Below are 19890 nucleotides of genomic sequence, written 5' to 3'. Positions count from 1 at the left end.
TGGGTTTCTCCTGTTGTCCGGTTTTGCAAACGCGACGACGGCCAAAAGGGTTCCCTTTTGGCCGTCGCGAATCGCCGTGTTCTTCAGCGTGGAGAACGCTGTTATCCGAGCGGATATCCCTCTTCGGGATCGGTGACTTCGCTGCCGTTGATCGACAGAGTGTAGCCGCTGGCATTGGACGCTTTTGAGACCGAAATGCGGTATTTGACGCCGCCCCGCTCCACCTCCGCCGCAAAACCGTCCCATTCCGACGGAAGCGACGGACGCACATGGAGCCGGCCGTCCTTCAACCGGATCCCCAGAATGCCCTCGACGGCGGCTCGGTAGAGCCAGCCAGCCGATCCGGTATACCAGGTCCAGCCGCCGCGCGACGTATAAGGCTCATGCCCATAGACGTCAGCTGCCACGACATAGGGTTCGACCCGGTATTGTTCGGCCGAAGCCTTGTCGAGGGCATGCGTGATCGGATTGAGGATCTGGAAGCAGCGCAGCGCGTCGTCACCCCGCTTCAGTTCCGCAAGCGCCATCACCACCCAGGTCGCGGCATGGGTATATTGCCCGCCGTTTTCACGCACGCCCGGCGGATAGGCCTTGATGTAACCGGGATCCCTGGCGGAATTGACGAAAGGCGGCGTGAACAGTCGGATGATGCGCGCCTCCTCATCGACCAGTTGGTCGAGCACGGCATCCATCGCCTTTCCGGCACGAGCCGGGTCGCCTTCGCCGGACAGAACGCTCCAGGATTGTGCGATCGAGTCGATCCGGCATTCCGGGCTCTCTTTGGAGCCGAGCAGCGCGCCGTCGTCGAATGTGCCGCGGCGATAGTAGCTGCCGTCCCACGCCGCAGTTTCGAGCGCCTTCTTCAATTCGGCGAGATGGGCTGACCAGCGCTCCACTCGAGCCGAATCGCCGCGCTCTTCGGCATAGGGAATGAAGGCGCGCAATGCACCCGCCAGGAACCAGCCAAGCCAGACGCTGGTGCCGCGCCCGCCGATGCCGACGCGGTTCATGCCGTCGTTCCAGTCGCCGCCGAGGAACAGCGGCAGACCGTTTGCGCCCTTGCGGGCGATGGCGAGATCGAGCGCCAGGGCCGCATGTTCGTAGACGCTCGCCTTGTCCTCCGAAATCTCCGGCTTGTAGAACGAGTCGTGCTGACCTTCGAGGAGAGCGGGTCCTTCCAGAAAGGCAAGCTCCTCGTCGAGCACGGTCTTGTCGCCGGTGACGCTGCAATAATGGTGGATCGCGTAGCTCAGCCAGACGACGTCGTCCGAAATCAAGGTGCGAACGCCCGCACCCGTTCCCGGCAGCCACCAATGCTGAACATCACCTTCGCGGAACTGCCGTGAGGCGGCATTCAGAATCTGACGCCGGGCGATCGAGGGTTCGTGCATTAGGAAGGCCAGCGTATCCTGCAACTGGTCGCGGAAACCGAAGGCGCCGCTTGCCTGGTAGAAGGCGGTGCGGGCCATGATGCGGCAGCCGAGGCTCTGATAGGGCAGCCAGGTGTTGACGAGATTGTTCATCCCGCGATCTGGCGTGGAGATCTGTAGCCTGCCGGTGAAATCCCGCCAGAAGGCGCGGTTTGCCTCGACCGCATCGTCGAACGAAGACTTGCGGATCTCGGCGATAAAGGCGCGCGCTTCTTCCTCCGTCGGCGTATCGCCTAGCAAGAAGGTGACGTCGCGCTCTTCGCCGGCCCCGAGTTCGATGTCGATCGCCAGAGCCGCGGCCGGATCGCCATCGAGCTCGGTGATGCCCGAAAGCGGGGCTGCGGAGGTGACGGCCTGAGGCATCTGGATCGTGCCAGCCTTGCCGATAAATTCGCGCCGGCTTGCCGAGAAGCTTGAAAGCTTCTCGCTCGCCGCGAAGAAAGCGGTTCGGTTGGAAAAATCGATGCTGTAGGGATTGGTGGCAAACAGCGCCCCCGTCTCCTCGTCATGGCTCGACAGAATGAAGGGCGCAGTGCGTCCCGGGTTGCTGCCAAGAACCCATTCGACGTAACCGTAGAGACGCAGCTTGCGGCCGGTCGAACCGGTGTTGCGCAGGCGCAGGCGCTGCAGTTTCACCGGCTTCTCGCGGTCGATCGTCTGCGTCAACTCGAGCGCAATCTCGTGCTGAACGGTGGAGAAGACCGAATAGCCGAGTCCGTGGCGGGCTTCGAAGCGGATATCCGGCCGACGCGAAAGCGCTGCGAACGGTGTCATGACGGCGCCGCTTTCGAGATCGGCGAGATAGAAGGCCTCGCCCGACCGGTTGATCACCGCATCGTTCGACCAGGACGTCAGCTGATAATCGCGCGAGTTGACGCTCCAGGTGAAACCTGCGCCTTCGGCCGACACGTGGAAACCGAAGCTGTCGTTGGAAATGACGTTGATCCAAGGCTGCGGCGTCGCATGACCGCCCGGCAGGCGAACGACATATTCGCGGCCGTCGCGCGCAAAGCCGCCAATGCCGTTCCAGAAGTCGAGGTCGCCTTCCTCCTCGATGGCAACGGCCGGCACCACGGGCGGCGGCACCGGCGCGATGCGTTTGACTGGCGCCCTGTTGCGCTCGGCGCGCTCCATCTCCTGCAGTTCATCCTTCGACGGTGCAAAGAGGGCGACGGCGCGGTTGATCTGATCGACGACCTTGCCGTTCTTCGCATGCAGGGTAACCCGGGAAGCCGCGATCAATGCCTTATAAGTGTTCTCTTCCATCAGGTCCTTGCGAACCGCGAAAATATGCTGGCGCAAGCCGTCGGCCTGGCCCATGCGGCGTACGTTCTCGCACATGGCGTCGAGCGCGTGTTGCATGTCCTGCGCATAGGAAGAGGCGCGTTCGTTCATGATGACGAGATCGGCGGTGACGCCGCGCGAACGCAGATATTCCTGCGCCAGCAGTGCCTCGCGGGCGATATCGAGATCCATGTCGTCGTCGACGCGCAACGTGAAGATCGGGAAATCGCCGGAGATAGCCAGCGGCCAGAGCGCCGATTGCGATTGCAGCCCGGCCTCGACCGTCGCCTCATCCTTGCGCAGCTGCATGTCGGGATAGACGAGGTAGCGCCCGAGATGCTGGAACGCTGCCGCCTGCTGCGAGGTGACGCCGACATGGCGCATCTGCACCTGCGTGCGCGTCCAGGCCTGGACGAGCTCGTGGTTGAAGGCGTCGGGATGACGATAGCGGTTGACCGCCTTGTCGACCTCGTCGCGGCTTGGCGCGGCAATCGTCCAGAAGAACACGCTGACCTTCTTGCCGGCCGGCACCCGCACGGTGCGGCGCAACGACATCACGGGATCAAGCGTGAAGCCGTCGCTGCCGGAAAGTGTCGCACCCGGATCGAACGCCGCCGCATCGGCAAGGCTGCGGCCGCGGCCGATGAACTTGCGCCGATCGGTTTCGAATTCGGTGTGACGGGTGTCGCCGGCATTGTCGACGATCAGATGTGCGAGGCTGATGTTCGGCTCGTTCGGATCACGCTTGTTGCGTTCGGCGCGGATGACGTCGCCGCGCTTGCCGATCTCGGTCTTGACGAACATGCGGGCGAATGCCGGATGCGCGCTGTCGGTATCATCCGAGGTGATCACCGGTTCGAGATAGGACGTGACTTCGATGAAACGATCTTCCGTTCCCATGTTGAGCAGGGTGACACGACGGGCTTCGGCATCGTGCTCGGTGGCGATGATGCACTCCACCTCGCTCGTCAGGTCGCCGACCGTCTTGGTGAACTGCGCCTTTTCGTCGGCGAATTCGACCTTGATCTTTTCGCCCTCGACACCCTTCGGCTCCGCTGTCGCCGACCACCATTCGTTGGTGGCGGTATCGCGCAGGAAGATGAAGGTGCCCCAGCGGTCTTCGGTCGGATCGGCCTTCCAGCGGGAAACGGAAAGGCCGTTCCAGCGGGAATAACCGGCGCCCGTCGCCGTCAGCATCATGGAATAATGGCCGTTCGACAGGAAGACGAGCTCGCGGTCGCGCGAAAGGGGATCGCTGATCTTCCTGATTTCCGGCCGCATGAGATCGTCCTGAATGCTGGCCGGCGTATCGGATTCATGCTTGCCGCTCATGACGGGAATGTCGCGGGGCGCCTTTTCCTGCAGCAGAAGCTCCGCCGCCTCGATCACCGGGTCGGAGTGGAAGAGTTCGCGCAGATGGCCGTTGAAGGCGACGTTGGCGACGGCCGCGATCGACATGCCGTGATGGTGGGCATAATAATTGTAGACCACCGCGCATTTCTTGCCTTCCGGCACGCGCGTCGGCGTGAAATCGACCGCGTCGTGGAAGCCGAACTTGCCGAGTGCGCCGACCTTGCGCAGCCTCTGCAGGTTTTCGAGCGCGCCCGGCGGGTCGTACTGGCTGGCCAGCAGCGAAGCATAGGGGGCGATGACGGCATTGTGGCCGAGGCCGCGCTTGAGACCGAGCGTCGGCACGCCGAAATTCGTGTACTGGTAATTGAGGTTATGGTCGCGGGCATTGAAAGCCGCTTCCGAAATGCCCCACGGGATACCGAGCTTGCGGGCATAATTCATCTGCTCGATGACGACCAGATTGTTCGTCTGATTGAGAATACCCCCGCCACGCTCCTGCATGACGAGCGGCGGCATCAGATATTCGAACATCGAGCCGGACCAGGAGACCAGCGCGCCGCGTGAACCCACCGGCACGACCTGGCGGCCCAGACGATACCAGTGTTCCGTCGGCAGGTCGCCCTTGGCGATGCCGAAGAGGCTGGTCAGGCGGCATTCCGAGGCGAGAAGGTCGTAGCAGGCCTGGTCGAGTTCGCCGCTTTCGACGCGGTAGCCGATCGACAGCAGGCGCCGTTCCGGCCGGAACAGGAAGCCGAAATCCATCGAGAAGGCGAGATCGCGGGCCTTGTCGCGCAACGCCACCAGGCGCGGCCTGAGGGCATCGACCTTGGAGAGATCGAAGGTGCTGTCTGATATATGCGCCTCGCAGACCTTGACCAGCGACGCCGCCCATTGGGTGACCTCTTCGCTCTGCTTCGACTTGACCTCATGGTCGAGATTGGCGGCGAGCTTTTCGATGTCGCGTGCGAGAACGGCGAGGTTGATGATGCGGATCGAGGCGAACTCGTGCTCGCGCTTGACGGCGGCAAGCGCATTCTGGAAGCCGACGATCCGTTCTTCCAGGCGCCGGCGCAACGGGCGCACGGTCTTGCGGTCGTCGGGCAGGTCCGCCAGCACTTCGCCGAGGATGCCGGCGGTGTCGCCGACGCCGTCGAGATTGCCCTGCATGTGGGCCGACGGCGCCTCAGCCCAGTTGCGGCAGGCCGAGGAAATCGCGATGAGGTGGCCGGCGAGATTGCCGCTGTCGACGGCAGAGACGTAACGCGGCCCGAGCGTCTGCAGCGTATCGGTGTGATACCAGTTAAACAGGTGGCCGCGGAATTTCTCCATCTTGTCGATCGTCGCGATCGTCTGCTCCAGCCGCTCGAGCGTCTCCTCAAAGGAGAACCAGCCGAAATGCCGGCCAGAAACGACGGAGAGCAGATAGACGCCGATATTGGTCGGCGAGGTGCGCGCCGCCACGATGACGTGCGGCGTTTCCTGGATATTGTCCGGCGGCAGATAATTTTGTTCAGGCGTGGTGAAGGTCTCGAAATAACGCCAGGTGCGCCGGGCGATCTTGCGCAGCTCGCTCGATACGGAATCGGCGACCTCGAGCCGGTCCTCGGTCTCGGCCGACTGGCTGACATACCAGGCGACGACAGGCGAGAGAATCCATAAAAGCGCGAAGGGGATGCCGACGAGGAAAGCGTTGCCGCCGGGAAGGGCTGCGAAACCGAGCGCCAGCAGCGCCAGTACCGGCGCATGCCACATCTGCCTGTAATAAGAGGCGAGGGTGCCTTGGCCGCCTGCCTGGACGCTGGCGGCGGTCCGCCACTGCAGCATCAGCTTGCGGCTGACGAACAGCCGGTAGAGCGACCGGCCGATCGCATCCGCCATCATCGCCGCCGAATCGGCGATGAAGACGATCCGCAATGCGACCTGCGCATTGGCGGCGGTGATATCCGACCAGACCGTATAGAGATGGGCGCGGGCGACGATATCGCTGGTGCGCGGGATGATGCCGTTGATGAGCGACAGCGTCGGCGCCACGAACAGGCAGAAGATCAAGAGAATCTGCCAGACGAGCGCGCCGAGCGGACCCATGAAATACCAGCCGAGCACGGAGGCGAAGAACCATGCGATCGGCGTCAGCGAACGGCGAAGATTATCGAACATCTTCCAGCGGCCAAGGGCCGTAACGCCGTATTTCGGATTGAACATATAGGGCAGGAGCTGCCAGTCGCCGCGCGCCCAGCGATGCTGGCGCGAGGTCTCCACCTCATAGCGGATCGGGAAATCCTCGACCAATTCGAGATCGGTGACGAGCGCACAGCGCGCCATCGAGCCTTCGAGAAGGTCGTGGCTGAGCACCGAGTTCTCCTCGATGCGGCCCTTCAGCGAGGCTTCGAAAGCATCGACATGATAGAGGCCCTTGCCGGTGAACGTGCCTTCGCCGGCGAGATCCTGATAGACGTCGGACACCGTGAAGACATAGGGGTCGAGGCCTCGGTTGATCGAGAAGACGCGCTGGAAGACCGAGGCATCCTTGCCCGTGGTCAGCGACGGCGTCACGCGCGGCTGCAGCACGCCATAGCCGCTTTCGACGCGGCCGGTCTTCGGATTGATGACCGGGCGGTTGATCGGATGATAGAGCTTGCCGACGAGCTTGGTGACGGCATCGCGCATCAGGCGTGTGTCGGCATCGAGCGTCATGACATATTGCACATTGGCCGGCACGGTGTTGGCGCCGGGCAGATAGGTCGTGTCGCGGTCGCCGCGCAGCAGCATATTCAGTTCATGCAGCTTGCCGCGCTTGCGCTCCCAGCCCATCCACACACCTTCCGAGGGATTGTAGAGGCGGCGGCGATGCAGCAGGTAGAAACGCGTCTTGCCGTCATAGGCATAGCGGGCGGAAAGATTAGCGATCTCGCGTCTTGCATAGTCGAGAACCTCGAGATCGGCAGGCGTTTCCTCGGCATCGCTGTCGGGCCAATCGCTGAGCATCGCGAAATAAATCTCTCCACGCGGATTGGCGAGATAATGAACTTCGAGATTGCGCACCTGATCGTCGACGCTGTCGCGGTTCGAGATCAGGCAGGGCACCACGAGCAGCGTGCGCGCATCCTCCGGAATGCCTTCCTTGAACTCGTAGCCGACGAGGCGGGCCGGGGTGACGAAGAAGGACAGCAGGGTATTAAAGAGACCTGTTGCGCCCTCCGAGGCCGGCAATGAGAACATGATCAGCAGGATTGCCATTTCGATGGCGCCCATTCCGGCACTTGCCATGAACCTGCCGACGATCGCCATGGCGATGATCGTCAGCAGCATGACGGGCAGCGCGATCGACAGCCAGTTGAACCGGCGCACGGCGCGCACGAAGTGCTGGGTGATCGTCGGGCGATAATTCGCCCGCGCCTCGAGCTTCGGCCGTTGCGCGCCTGACAAGAAGCCACCGACATTCGGCTCATGTGGCTGCGGCTCGTCGGAGGCCTTGGCGGCCTCGGTCATGTCGAGCGCCAGCTGGGCGATTTGCATTTCGGTCAGCGGCGAGCGCTTGGCCAGTTTCTCGATCTGCTTGCGGTATTTGTTTCGTGAACCGGAATCGAGGATGCCGTAATCCGAATGCTCCCAGAGCAGCTTGTCGACATGGCTGACCTGTTCGACCCAGACCGACCATTCGGTATCGTCGATCTCGCGCAGGCTACGGATGATGTTGCCCATCGTCACGTTGCCGGAAGAGAGACGGCTGTGTTCGGCCGTCGTCGCCTCTTCGGTGTTGCGACCGAGCTCTTCCAGGCGTTCATCGAGCCAGGTGATCGCCAGACTCGACGTCTGTGAGCCGTCACGCAGGCGATAGAGGAACTGCGTCGAGAAGGTATTATCTTCGGCAAGCGGTTCCAGCGTCTTCAGATAGGCGGCCGCCTTGGCTGGATCGGTCAGGCGCACCAATTCGTCGGCCGCCTCATTGGCGCGCCGGCGCAGGCGGCGGCTGGCTTCGACACGGCTCGAAATGCGGCGAAGGTTTTCCACCAGCACATAGCGCACCAGCGAGGGCAGTGCCCAGAGTTCGCCGATCCTCAGCGTCTCCCTGCTCTGGAAGCCGTCGACCAGCGCCGTCAGGCTTTCCTGCGAGATCGTGCTGTGGGTATGGGCGACGTAGAGCCAGGCAAGCACCAGTGTGCGCGGAATGTCGACGCCGCCGACACGCATCGTCGGCAGTTCGCGGTAGAAGCGGCGGGGAAAGTCGCGCCGCACCTCCTGGATCGCCTCTTCGACGATGTAGTGATTGTCCAGCAGCCATTCCGCCGCCGGCGTGATCGTCTCTCCGGCCTCGACGTCGGTTGCCGTGGTGCGGTAGACGCGCAGAATTTCCTTCTCGTTTTCCTTGTGGCGCGCGAAGAAATCAAAGGGTGCGAAAGCCGGCAGCTTGTCGACGCCGTTGACGACGACCGCTTCGCCCATCGCCTTGATGTCCTCGATGGAAAGATAGGTCGAGCGGATCGAATCATTGTGATCAATCTGCTTCGTATCGGATTCGCGCGGAAGGCTCGGAGAAAGATTGGCAATAGACATGGGTTCGGTTCTGGATCCAAACAAAGTTATGGCTGTTTTGCTCAGCCTTTTGCACTGCTTATCATGACTGCTACATGAACGGGGCCTGATTCTTCGAAGATCGATGAAGCCGGGTGAATGACGTCTGGGCAAGCGATGTAACCGGGCCTAGCCTTGGTCCAGCGCAGCCTGAAGGTCGATCAATACCCTCTCCGCAAAACCATGGCGAAAAGTTGGACACTATCGCGATAATTCAAGTCAAGAATGGTGAGCCGAGCGGGCCGGCGCGCTTGCTGCGCAAGGCAGAGCGCCGTGCATGTCGCAACCTTGCGGCCCGGCCGCGGCTTGTCGATAGGAGGATGGTTCGCCAGATCATGGTCTGGCTGCGCTTTGATCGGGCTTGCCCCGAGCGAGGTAACGCGCCGCATGAGGCGCAGGCGGCCCCGGCACGTGCCGAGGCCTATCATCTGCCGACTATCCGAGGACGCCGCAGACCATTGCCACCACGAACAGGAATGCCGCGGTGAAGATCGTCCCATGGAGCACCGTCTGAAGCCTGTGGCGCGTCGCGTGCGGCTTCTTGGTGGCTACCGAACCATAGTGGTTCACGTGAGTATGCGAAATACCCAGCTCTGCCATGTGTCGCCTCCGTTGTTCTCGTGCGGCCGGTTGTGCGGCTCGCTGTTATATTTCTTATTCCCTATCAGGTAGGTAGAGATAAATTTGCGTCCAGAGCGGGCGGAAGAGAAAATTCAACCGCTCTTTAGCGAAGCGTGCGCCATGCCCAGATCAGGGAGCGCTCGATGGCGTTCTCGTTCTGCTGCAGATCGGAGGTCTCGGTCCCGATCAGGCGCCGGTCCTGTTCCGCCGGTATGGAGACCGTGATCTGTTCCTTGCGATCGGCTTTTACGGGAGGATCGAGATAGCCCATGGTCATCCCACCGAGAAAGAACATGCCTCGACCTCCATCGATCACGAAAGCTAACAATCGTTAACAGGATCATGACAGAAGCGCGGCGGCTGTCAATAGTCTAGTCGAATGGTCGTCTTTTAAGGGAACATTATCCTTAACGCCCCCGCCGGCCTTTTCTTTTCAATGGCTTGAAATGATTACCTTTAGGCTTTGACGAAACCCTTGCTCGCGATCATCAAATTTTTCGTGTAATCCTCCTGGACCGTGCCCCGCGCCAGCTCATCCGAGCTCAATCGTTCGACGACAGCGCCGCTGCGCATCACCGCGAGCCTTTCGCACATATGGGTGATGACGCCGAGGTCATGGCTGACCATGACGAAAGTGAGCTTGCGGTCGCGGCGTATCTGTTCGAGCAGGTTCAGCACCTCCGCCTGCACTGAGGCGTCGAGCGCCGATGTCGGCTCGTCGAGCAGCAGGATCGACGGTTGCACGATCAGCGCCCTGGCGATCGCCACGCGCTGTCGCTGACCACCGGAAAGCTGATGCGGATAGCGGAAACGGAAACCATTGCCGAGACCGACTTCGTCGAGCGCGCGGGCAATACGCTTGTCGCTGTCGGTAACGGCGTGGATCGCAAGCGGTTCGAGCAGCAACCGATCGATCGTCTGACGCGGATGCAGCGAGCCGTAGGGATCCTGGAAGACCATCTGCACCCGCCGATAGAAGGCCTTGCTGCGCTTCGAACCCTTCAACTCTTCGCCGTCGATGCGGACCGCGCCGCCGCTGATGGGCGCAAGTCCGGCAACGGCGCGCAGCAAGGTCGATTTGCCTGACCCGGATTCACCGACGAGGCCGAAAGATTCACCGCGGTCGACGCTGACGCTGACATCCTTCAGCGCATGAAAATCATCGTAGGCGACACTGAGATTGTCGACGTGGAGGGCTGCGCTCATGCCGCCCACTCCGGCTTGCGGTCGAGCACCGGCAGCGGATGGCGGTTCGCGCCGATTTCCGGCATGCAGTTCAGCAGTCCCCTGGTATAGGGATGCTGCGCATGTTTGAGATCGGCAGCCGCCAGCTCTTCGACGATCTTGCCGGCATACATGACGATGACCCGGTCGCAGAAGGAAGAGACCAGCCTCAGATCATGGGAAACGAAGATCAGCCCCATTCCGCGCTCAGAGACCAGCCTGTCCATGATCCGCAGCACATCGAGCTGCACCGTCACGTCGAGCGCCGAAGTCGGTTCGTCGGCAATCAGCAGTTCAGGCCCGGCAATCAGCATCATGGCGATCATGGCGCGCTGTCCCATGCCGCCCGAAACTTCGTGCGGGTGCAGGTCGAAGACGCGTTTGGGATCGCGGATCTGCACCGCTTCCAGCATGGCGAGCGCCCGTTCGCGCGCTTCCGCTTTGCCGATCTTCTCATGAGTGCGCAGCGTTTCGCAGATCTGCCGTCCGATCGTCATGACTGGGTCGAGCGAATATTTCGGATCCTGCAGGATCATGGCGATGCGCTTGCCGCGCAACCTGCGCCTTTCGCCGGCGGATGCCTTGAGGAGATCGATGCCGCTGAAATCGAGCCTGTCGGCCGTGACGATCCCGTGTTTCGGCGTCAGCCCCATGATCGCCCGGCCGGTCTGCGATTTGCCGGAGCCGGATTCGCCGACGATGCCGAGCCTTTCTCTGCCGAGCGTGAAGGAGACGCCGCGCACTGCCTCGATCAGGCCGGTGCGGGTGGGGTAACTGACCTTGAGCTTGTCGACCGTTAGAAGCGTCGTCATCGGCCGCTCTCCTTCGGATCGAGCGCATCGCGCAGGCCGTCGCCTAAGAGATTAAAACCGAGACTGACGATGAGAATGGCGATGCCGGGCATGGCCGCGACCCACCACTGATCCAGAATGAAGCGCCGGCCCGAGGCGATCATCGCGCCCCATTCCGGCAGCGGCGGCTGTGCGCCGAGACCCAGAAAGCCGAGGCCGGCCGCTGTCAGAATGATGCCGGCCATATCGAGCGTCACGCGCACGATCAGCGAGGAAATGCAGAGCGGCATGACATGGCGCACGATGATGCGGAACGGCGAGGCGCCCATCAGCTTCACCGCCGCAATGTAGTCGGAACACCGGACCGTCAGCGTCTCGGCCCGAGCGATGCGGGCATAGGGGGGCCAGGAGGTGATGGCGATGGCGATGACCGCGTTCTGGATGCCGGGGCCGAGCGCGGCGACGAAGGCGAGCGCCAAAACCAGCTTCGGAAAGGCAAGAAAGATATCGGTGATGCGCATCAGGGTCGCATCTACCCAGCCTCCGGCATAACCTGAGACCGTGCCGACGATCAGCCCGATCGGCGCGGAGATGATGGCGACGAGCACGACTACGAACAGGGTCAATCGCGATCCATAGATCAGCCGTGAATAGATGTCGCGGCCCTGATCATCCGTGCCGAGCAGGTAGCCGCTCGTTCCCGGCGGCAGCAGGCGGGCATTGCGGAGATCGCCGACGACGGGGTTGTGCGTGGCGAGGAGATCCGCGAACGCGGCGACGAGGAGCAGGGCGACGATGATCAGCAGGCCGACGACGGCAAGCCTGTTGGCCGTGAACTGCCGCCAGGTGACGTAAGCGCGGCCGAGACGGGCCTGCCTTCGCGATTGCGGCCGGTCGGAAAGCAGCCATTCGCGGCGGCTCATCGCAGGAGAGGGGCTGGCAGGAGCCGTCATCGGTTTCGCGTCCTCGGATCGAGCGTCCGGTAGAGAAGATCAGACAGAAGATTGATGCCGATGAAGATCGTCCCGATGACGATCGTGCCGCCGAGCACGGCGTTCATATCGGCGTTCTGCAGCGAATTGGTGATGTAGAGCCCGATGCCCGGCCAGGAAAATACGGTCTCGGTCAGCACCGATCCTTCGAGCAGCCCGGCATAGGAAAGCGCGATGACGGTGACGAGCGGCACGGCGGCATTGCGTAGCGCATGGCCCCAGATCACCCGTGTTTCCGAAAGACCTTTGGCACGCGCGGCGACGATATATTCCTGCGAAAGCTCGTTCAGCATGAAACTGCGCGTCATGCGGCTGATATAGGCAAGCGAAAAATAGCCGAGCAGCGACGCGGGCAGGATGATGTGGCGGAAGACGTCGTAGAATACATCCCATTGCCGCTGCCAGGCGCTGTCCAGAAGATAGAAGCCGGTGATCGGCGTGAAGGTATATTCGAAAACGATGTCGATTCGGCCGGGAAAAGCCACCCAGCGCAGCTGCGCATAGAAGATGACGAGGGAGATCAGCGCCAGCCAGAAGATCGGCACCGAATAGCCGATGAGACCAATGACGCGTACGATCTGGTCGGCGATGCTGCCGCGGCGCACTGCGGCGAGAACGCCAAGCGGCACGCCGACGCAGGCGCCGATCAGCGTTCCCAACGTCGCGAGCTCGATCGTCGCCGGCATGACCCGGCGGATGTCGACCATGACAGGATTGGTCGTCAGCACCGAGTTGCCGAAATCGCCGGACAGGACGCCTTTGATATAGATGTAGAACTGCTGATAGAGCGGCAGGTTGAAACCCATCTCCTGGCGCACCCGCTCGACGACATGGGTGGGAGCGCGGTCGCCGAGAATGGCGAGCACGGGATCGATCGGTACGACTCGGCCGATGAAGAAGGTGACGGCCAGCAAGCCAAGATAGGTGGTGACGGCGGCGAACAGGAACCGCCCCAAAGCCTTGGCGAAGGCGCCGGCACGGCCCTTGCGGGGCCGCGCCTCCTGCCTGGTTTCGATGGTGCTCACGCCGTTGATCCCGCCGGATTATTCCTTGGCGATCGGACCGACGAAGTTGGTGTCGAAGCTCGGCCCCAGTTTGAAGTCCTTCAGATTCTTCCGATAGCCCGCTACCTCGGTCTGCTGGAAGATGATGACGAAGGGGCTGTTGGCAAGGAACTTCTTCTGGATATCCTCATACATTGCCGCGCGCTTGGCGTTGTCGCGTTCAAGCAGAGCAGCCTTTGTCTGCTTGTCGAGTTCCGGCGCCTCCCAAGTGTTGCGCCAGGCGAGCGTCTTCACCGTGCCGGCATCGGAATTGTCCGGATTGCTGGTGAAGGTATCGGCATTGGAATTCGGATCGAAATAATCCGAGCCCCAGTTGCCGATATAGATGTCGTGGGTGCGAGCGCGATATTTTGTCAGCGTCTGCTTGCCGTCGCCGGGAATGATTTCCAGCTTTACGCCAGCCTGCGCCAGAGTCTGCTGCATGGATTCGGCGATACCAGTGACCGGCTGCGTGTTGCGCACGTCCATCGTTACCGAAAAACCGTCGGGGACGCCGGCCTTGGCAAGGAGCTCCTTGGCCTTGGCAACGTCGAGCTTGTAGGGGTTTTCATCCAAGGCACCCAGTTGACCCTTCGGCAGGAAGGTCTGGTGGATCTCGCCGATGCCCTTGATCAAGGTCGCGCCGATCGCATCGTAGTCGACCAGATACTTGAAAGCCTCTTGGACTTCAGGCTTCTTCAGGTTCTCGTTCTTGTTGTTCAGGCTGACATAGTAGATCGTGCCTTTCGGCGCACTTGTCGTGGCGAGATCGGCATTCTTGGAAACGGCGTCGATATCGCCCGGCTCCAAATTTCGGGCGATGTCGATATCACCAGCTTCGAGCGCCAGCCGCTGGGCCGAACTTTCCTTCATATAGCGGTAGATGACGCGGTTGAGCTTGGCCTTGTCGCCGTAATAATTGTCGTTCCGCTCAAGCACGACGACTTCGTTTGCCCGCCATTCGCGCAGTTTGAAGGCGCCGGAGCCGGCATAACCGGTCTTCAGCCATTCATTGCCGAAATCATTGTCGTATTTATGCTCGGCATCCGGCGTCACCGCCTTCACATGTTCCATCACGAGCTTCTTGTCGACAACCGAGGCGACAGTCGCCGTCAGGCAGTTGAGCACGAAGCTCGGCGCATAGGCCTTGTCCACGGTGAAGACGAAGGTATTGGCATCAGTCGCCTTGGCCTTTTCGGTGACATTGTCGCCCGTCAGGCCGAACTGGGTGAGGATGAACGCCGGGCTTTTGTCGAGCTTGACGGCGCGTTCGAACGACCATGCAACGTCTTCGGCGGTAATGGGGTTTCCGGAGGCGAACTTCAGGCCGGGCTTCAGCTTGAACGTATAGGTGAGGCCGTCATCCGAAACGCTCCAGCTCTCGGCAAGATCACCCTTCACCTTGGACGTGTCGGCGAGATCGAGACGGACGAGCAGGCTGTAGCTGTTGCTGGTGATCTCCGCGGTCGAAAGCTCGAAGGCTTCGCCCGGATCCATGGTGATGATGTCGTCGATGGCAAACCCTTCGACCAGCGTGTCCTTGGGCGTCTCGGCAAAGGCGGCGGGTGCCGTCATCATCAGGAGCGATATGGCGGCCCCTGCGGAAAGTAGGCGGAAATTGCGGCTGAGCTTGGCGATCATCATGGTCTGTTCCCCTGTTCTTGATTGATTACGAAGCGTTTTGTCGGTCCCATTAAAATATTGTCCGTTTTCAGTGCGTCGAGAGGCGCGCCGCACTTTAGGCGTGGTCCTCCCGCCAAGCTTGCGCCAGAATACGAAGCCAATTTTCACGGGCAAGTTTCTTGAGGTCGGCCTCACCATATCCAACCTCCCGGAGAGCGGCAATCAGCTTCTGATTGCCGGCCGCGTCGCCGATTTCTTCCGGAATGGTTGCGCCGTCGAAGTCCGATCCGAGGCCGACGCAATCGATGCCGATGCGGTTCACCAGATAGTCAATGTGGCGGATCATATCGGCAAGCGGTGTGTCGCTGTCCGAGCGACCGTCGGGACGCAGCATGGCGGTGGCATAGTTGATGCCGACGAGCCCGCGGCTTTCGCGGATCGCATCGAGCTGCCTATCCGTCAGATTGCGCGCCACCGGCGTCAGTGCATGCGCATTGGAATGGCTGGCGACCAGCGGCTGGTCCGTCGTCTTCGCTACGTCCCAGAAGCCCTTTTCGGTAATGTGGGCGAGGTCGATAAGGATACCGAGCCGATTGCACTCTCTCACCAGCTCGAAACCGGCCTCGGTGAGGCCGGGCGCCGTATCCGGCGACATCGGGAAAGCGAAGGGCACGCCATGTCCGAAGACGTTGTGCCGGCTCCAGACCGGGCCAAGCGATCGCAGTCCCGCTGCATAAAATAGTTCGAGAGCCGAAAGGTCGGGGCCGATAGCCTCACAGCCTTCCATATGCATGACGGCGGCAAAGATGCCCTCCTGCATGGCGCCGCGGATGTCCTTAACCGTCCGGCAGAGCCGCCAGGCGCCTGCCTGGTCGAGCCGCAAAGCGATCGCCGCCATTTCGGTGGCGATGGCAAGCGACGGCAGCGGATCGAGAGGAGCCGCCATCGGCGTGATGTAGCGGCCATCGGCATCCGGATCGGCGAAGACAAGATCGCCCGAGGGAATGTAGATGGCGCAGAGGCCGCCTGAGAGGCCTCCTTCCCTGGCGCGACGCGCATCGATATGGCCGGTCGTCGTTCCGTCTGCGAATTCCGCGATCGGGTCGCTGCCGTCTTTTGAATGTGTCCAGAGCCGGAGGAGAACGTCGTTGTGGCCGTCAAATACGAATTGCATCTGTCTTCCTGCGCTGCCCGAGCGGGCCAATAAGCGGCAGAATAGAAAAGCTGACGGAATTCGCCACCTCTTTTTTTGGGCATCGGCATCGTGGAGCATGACCAAAAGCGAAACGGGGGCCGAAGCCCCCGCAAAATCATCGGATCACATGGTCGTCCTCAGTGCTTGCGGCGCTTCTTCTGTCTGTAGACGTCGATGACGACTGCCGCGACGATGATGAAGCCTTTGACGATCTCCTGGTAATAGGCGTCGATCCTGAGGAAGGTGAAGCCCGAGGTCATGACGCCAAGAATGATGGTGCCGATGACGGTGCCGGTGATGCGCCCAACGCCGCCGGTGAGCGAGGTGCCACCGATGACGGTCGCGGCGATCGCGTCCAACTCATATCCGACGCCCATGCTTGCCTGCGCAGTTTCCGCGCGCGCCGCCGTGACGATGCCGGCGAGACCCGCAAGCAATCCAGCAATCACATAGACTTTGACGAGGTGCGCTTCGATGTTGATACCGGAAACTCGAGCCGCCTGGGGGTTCGCGCCGATGGCGTAGGTGAACTTTCCATAGCGGGTGTAGCGCAGAGCGATATGGAAGATCAGCGCGACGACGAGGAAGACGACAACCGGCCACGCCTTCGTCCCGATGAAATGGAACTGCTCGGTGATCCCGGAAACCGGCTGTCCTTTCGTATACCACTTGGCGACACCTCTGGCGGAAACGAACATGCCAAGTGTTGCAATGAACGGAGGGATCTTCGTATAGGCGATCAGCGCGCCGTTCGCGAGACCCGCCGCCGCTCCGATCAGCAGACCGATCATGATGGGCACGAGCGCCGGAAGATCAGTCAGCGAGGGGAAGACGGCCCGCCCCCAGGTGGAGGACTGTGCGAAACTTGTTGCGATCATCGCCGTCATGCCGACGACCGAGCCCGATGATAGATCGATGCCGCCTGTTATGATGACCTGCGTGACGCCTACGGCGATAATGCCGATGACGGAGACCTGCAGGATCATGATTGTCAGGCGCTGCGAATTCATCAGGAAGCTTTGGCCGATGAACATCCAGCCGAGCGCTTCATAGATGAGCGCGATGCCGACAAGCACCAGGAAGATGCTGAGTTCCGGCGGCATACGCCGCCGTCTCTGCCGGGTTGCGAGCGGGGCCGTACCCTCTGCTGCCTTGGTACTCATATCAAACCTCCCTTAGGCGATCCCAAGTTGCGCATTACCGCGCAGCCAGTTCCATCACCTTGATCTGCGTTGCTTCATCGCGATTGAGGAAACCAGTCACCAGGCCCTCATGCATGACCATGATGCGGTCGCTCATGCCCAGAACCTCGGGCATTTCGGATGAGATCATGATAACCGCCACGCCGTTTCGCGCCATTTCCGTGACCAGCCGATGGATTTCCGCCTTGGCGCCGACATCGATGCCGCGCGTCGGTTCATCGAGGATCAGGATCTTCGGATGGGTGAGCAGCCAGCGCCCGATCAGTACTTTCTGCTGATTGCCGCCCGAAAGGTTTTCCACCCGCTCGTAGAGATTGGGGGTTTTCACGCGCAGCCTCTTTGCCATGTCTTCGCAGGTGGCCTCGATTGCGCCCTGCTGCACGAAACCACCCTTGACGAATTTGTCCTGCAGGACGGCGATCTGCATGTTTTCCAGGATATCCAGGATCAACAGGCAGCCGGTGTCTTTGCGATCCTCCGTCAGGAATGCCATCTGGTGACGGATCGCTTCGGTCGGCGAGGAAATCGTCACCGGCTTGCCGAACAGTTCGATCGTGCCGGAGCTTGCCGGCGTCACGCCGAACAGCGTTTCGGCGACATTCGACCGTCCGGAGCCGACGAGGCCGGCCACACCTAGAATCTCGCCGGCCCTGACCTCGAAGGAAACATTGCGGAAGACGCCTTTGAGACAGAGGTCCTTGACGGAGAGCACGACCTCGCCGATCGGTACCTGTTCCTTCGGAAACATCTGAGTGATCTCGCGCCCGACCATCATGCGGATGATGTCGTCGCGGGTGACGTCGGTCGAGGCGTGCGTGCCGATATATCGGCCATCGCGGAAGACGGAAAACTCATCGGCGATCTCGAACAGCTCGTTCATCTTATGGGTGATGTAGACGATGCCGATTCCCTCAGACCTGAGGTCGCGGATAATGCGGAAAAGATGCTCGACCTCGCGCTCCGTCAGGGCCGAAGTGGGTTCGTCCATGATGAGGACATCGGAATTATACGACACCGCCTTGGCGATCTCGACCATCTGCCGGTTGGCGACCGAGAGGTGCCGGACTTCGATATCGGGATCGATATCAATATTGAGCCGGGCAAACAGCTCCTCGGTCATGTTATGCATCACGCCATGGTCAATGAAACCGAAGCGGTTCTTCGGTTCGCGGCGGATCCAGATATTTTCGGCAACGGTCATGAACGGCATCAGGTTCAGCTCCTGATGGATCATGGCGATACCGTTCTCCAGCGCATCGAGCGGAGATTTCAGCTGGATCTCGACCCCTTTGAGGCGAATATCGCCTTTATCGGGCGTATAGATGCCGGCGAGGATCTTCATCAATGTCGATTTGCCGGCGCCGTTTTCACCCATCAGCGCATGCACGGAGGCGCGCTTCAGCCGAAACTGCACGTCATCGAGTGCGACGACGCCGGGAAACTCCTTGCGAACGCCCTCGGCGCTCAAGAGAAACTCCGCATTCGGAACGGCGCCGCTTGCACGCACGGCTGCCATGGTTGTCGGGCTGACGGCCATATCATCTCCTCCGGATACGGACAGGCGGAAAGGATGCGGGCAGAGCCCGCATCCTGCTTGGCACTTACCTCAGTTCTTGGTGACGAAGTCCTTGACGTTTTCAGGCGTGACGAGCTGGAAGGGGATGTAGACCTTCTTCTCGGTCTTTTCGCCCTTGGCAAGCTTGAGCGCCGTATCGAGTGCGCCCTTGCCCTGGCCGGCAGCGTCCTGGAACACGGTGACGTCGAGGTCGCCCGCCTGCATGGCGGCAAGCGCGTCCTGGGTGGCGTCGACACCGCCGATGACGATCTTGCTCAGGTCCTTGCCGGCTGCCTTCAGCGCCTGGATGGCGCCGATCGCCATTTCGTCGTTGTTGGAGATCACAGCGTCGAACTCGATGCCGCTGGAGAGCCAGTTGGTCATAAGATCGGCGCCCTGGGTACGATCCCAGTTGGCCGTCTGCTCTTCGACGATCTCAAGGCCCTTGCATTCATCCGTCTTGATGACGTCATGGACGTCCTGGGTGCGCATGCGGGCAGCCTGGTTGGAAAGCTCGCCCATGATGACGACGGCCTTGCCCTTGCCACCAAGAATGCGGCAGATTTCCTTGGTTTCCAGCGTGCCGGATTCCTGCTCGTTGGAAGCGACGAAGGCCTGCTTTTCCGGAAGCGTGTCGACGTTGACCGGCTGGCGGTTCACGTAAACCAGCGGAATGCCGGCATCGGCGGCAAGCTTCGACATCGCCGTCGTCGCATCGGTATCGACAGGGTTGACGATGATTGCATCGACCTTGGAGGCGATGAAATTCTGGATCTGGCTCTGCTGCTTGGAAACGTCGTTCTGTGCGTCTTCGACCTGCAGCGTGACGCCGGAAAGCGTCTTTGCATAATCGGTCATGCCGTTGCGCAGAACGGTCAGGAAGTTGTCGTCGAACTTGGCCATCGACACGCCAACCGTTTCCGCATGGGCGGCCGTCGACATGACGAGCGCCATCGCAGTGCCCAGGATAAACTTTTTCATTTTTACTTCCTCCACAAAGCGGTG

At 61.2% G+C, this 19890-nt stretch carries 12 protein-coding genes; all 12 read right to left on the bottom strand.

The genetic code is table 11. The annotated features are described in order from the left end of the window. Positions 1 to 101 precede the first annotated feature (101 nt). The 12 genes from NMA58_RS19575 to NMA58_RS19520 all read right to left on the bottom strand — a co-directional run bounded on the left by NMA58_RS19575 (position 102) and on the right by NMA58_RS19520 (position 19866). Positions 102 to 8621, bottom strand: coding sequence for a GH36-type glycosyl hydrolase domain-containing protein (locus tag NMA58_RS19575; RefSeq protein ID WP_434711646.1), 8520 nt, complete (start codon positions 8619 to 8621; stop codon positions 102 to 104). A gap of 453 nt (positions 8622 to 9074) precedes the next feature. Further along, positions 9075 to 9239 carry a hypothetical protein gene (locus NMA58_RS19570; RefSeq protein WP_020922541.1) on the bottom strand — a complete coding sequence of 55 codons (165 nt, stop codon included), beginning with the start codon at positions 9237 to 9239 and terminating at the stop codon, positions 9075 to 9077. A 124-nt stretch (positions 9240 to 9363) separates the two neighbouring features. Next, positions 9364 to 9555, bottom strand: a complete 192-nt coding sequence (locus NMA58_RS19565; protein ID WP_434711645.1) for a hypothetical protein — start codon at positions 9553 to 9555, stop codon at positions 9364 to 9366. Positions 9556 to 9716: 161 nt separating this feature from the next. Then, on the bottom strand, positions 9717 to 10466 hold the full coding sequence (locus NMA58_RS19560) for an ABC transporter ATP-binding protein (RefSeq protein WP_434711644.1): 750 nt from the start codon (positions 10464 to 10466) through the stop codon (positions 9717 to 9719). Then, complete coding sequence (locus tag NMA58_RS19555; protein ID WP_085779796.1) at positions 10463 to 11296, bottom strand: ABC transporter ATP-binding protein; 834 nt, start codon at positions 11294 to 11296, stop codon at positions 10463 to 10465. The genes NMA58_RS19560 and NMA58_RS19555 overlap by 4 nt, the downstream gene beginning before the upstream one ends. Then, entirely contained in the window at positions 11293 to 12228 is a 936-nt protein-coding gene (locus NMA58_RS19550; protein ID WP_434711643.1) for an ABC transporter permease, read from the bottom strand. Before NMA58_RS19550 ends, NMA58_RS19555 begins: the two co-directional genes overlap by 4 nt. After that, positions 12225 to 13292, bottom strand: a complete 1068-nt coding sequence (locus NMA58_RS19545; protein ID WP_434711642.1) for an ABC transporter permease — start codon at positions 13290 to 13292, stop codon at positions 12225 to 12227. The genes NMA58_RS19550 and NMA58_RS19545 overlap by 4 nt, the downstream gene beginning before the upstream one ends. A gap of 18 nt (positions 13293 to 13310) precedes the next feature. After that, positions 13311 to 14954: an ABC transporter substrate-binding protein gene (locus NMA58_RS19540; protein ID WP_434711641.1), complete on the bottom strand. Its 1644-nt coding sequence runs from the start codon at positions 14952 to 14954 to the stop codon at positions 13311 to 13313. Positions 14955 to 15048: 94 nt separating this feature from the next. Continuing rightward, a complete protein-coding gene (locus NMA58_RS19535; RefSeq protein WP_097598236.1) occupies positions 15049 to 16107 on the bottom strand; it encodes a dipeptidase in 1059 nt (352 codons plus the stop codon). A 158-nt stretch (positions 16108 to 16265) separates the two neighbouring features. Beyond that, on the bottom strand, positions 16266 to 17291 hold the full coding sequence (locus NMA58_RS19530) for an ABC transporter permease (protein WP_064805578.1): 1026 nt from the start codon (positions 17289 to 17291) through the stop codon (positions 16266 to 16268). A 34-nt stretch (positions 17292 to 17325) separates the two neighbouring features. Next, positions 17326 to 18867, bottom strand: a complete 1542-nt coding sequence (locus tag NMA58_RS19525) for a sugar ABC transporter ATP-binding protein (RefSeq protein ID WP_430960064.1) — start codon at positions 18865 to 18867, stop codon at positions 17326 to 17328. A 69-nt stretch (positions 18868 to 18936) separates the two neighbouring features. Next, on the bottom strand, positions 18937 to 19866 hold the full coding sequence (locus NMA58_RS19520) for a sugar ABC transporter substrate-binding protein (protein ID WP_430960065.1): 930 nt from the start codon (positions 19864 to 19866) through the stop codon (positions 18937 to 18939). Between the last annotated feature and the right edge of the window lie 24 nt (positions 19867 to 19890).

It is taken from the genome of Rhizobium sp. YTUHZ045, assembly GCF_051124255.1.
Taxonomy (GTDB): domain Bacteria; phylum Pseudomonadota; class Alphaproteobacteria; order Rhizobiales; family Rhizobiaceae; genus Rhizobium.
The sequence above is the reverse complement of the archived record's forward strand: the minus strand, read 5'-3'. Positions and strand labels throughout refer to the sequence as shown.

Coding starts and splice junctions, on each gene's coding strand:
- NMA58_RS19575 (WP_434711646.1), bottom strand. CDS start 8,621: ATGTCTATTGCCAATCTTTCTCCGAGCCTTCCGCGCGAATCCGATACG.
- NMA58_RS19570 (WP_020922541.1), bottom strand. CDS start 9,239: ATGGCAGAGCTGGGTATTTCGCATACTCACGTGAACCACTATGGTTCG.
- NMA58_RS19565 (WP_434711645.1), bottom strand. CDS start 9,555: ATGTTCTTTCTCGGTGGGATGACCATGGGCTATCTCGATCCTCCCGTA.
- NMA58_RS19560 (WP_434711644.1), bottom strand. CDS start 10,466: ATGAGCGCAGCCCTCCACGTCGACAATCTCAGTGTCGCCTACGATGAT.
- NMA58_RS19555 (WP_085779796.1), bottom strand. CDS start 11,296: ATGACGACGCTTCTAACGGTCGACAAGCTCAAGGTCAGTTACCCCACC.
- NMA58_RS19550 (WP_434711643.1), bottom strand. CDS start 12,228: ATGACGGCTCCTGCCAGCCCCTCTCCTGCGATGAGCCGCCGCGAATGG.
- NMA58_RS19540 (WP_434711641.1), bottom strand. CDS start 14,954: ATGATGATCGCCAAGCTCAGCCGCAATTTCCGCCTACTTTCCGCAGGG.
- NMA58_RS19535 (WP_097598236.1), bottom strand. CDS start 16,107: ATGCAATTCGTATTTGACGGCCACAACGACGTTCTCCTCCGGCTCTGG.
- NMA58_RS19530 (WP_064805578.1), bottom strand. CDS start 17,291: ATGAGTACCAAGGCAGCAGAGGGTACGGCCCCGCTCGCAACCCGGCAG.
- NMA58_RS19525 (WP_430960064.1), bottom strand. CDS start 18,867: ATGGCCGTCAGCCCGACAACCATGGCAGCCGTGCGTGCAAGCGGCGCC.
- NMA58_RS19520 (WP_430960065.1), bottom strand. CDS start 19,866: ATGAAAAAGTTTATCCTGGGCACTGCGATGGCGCTCGTCATGTCGACG.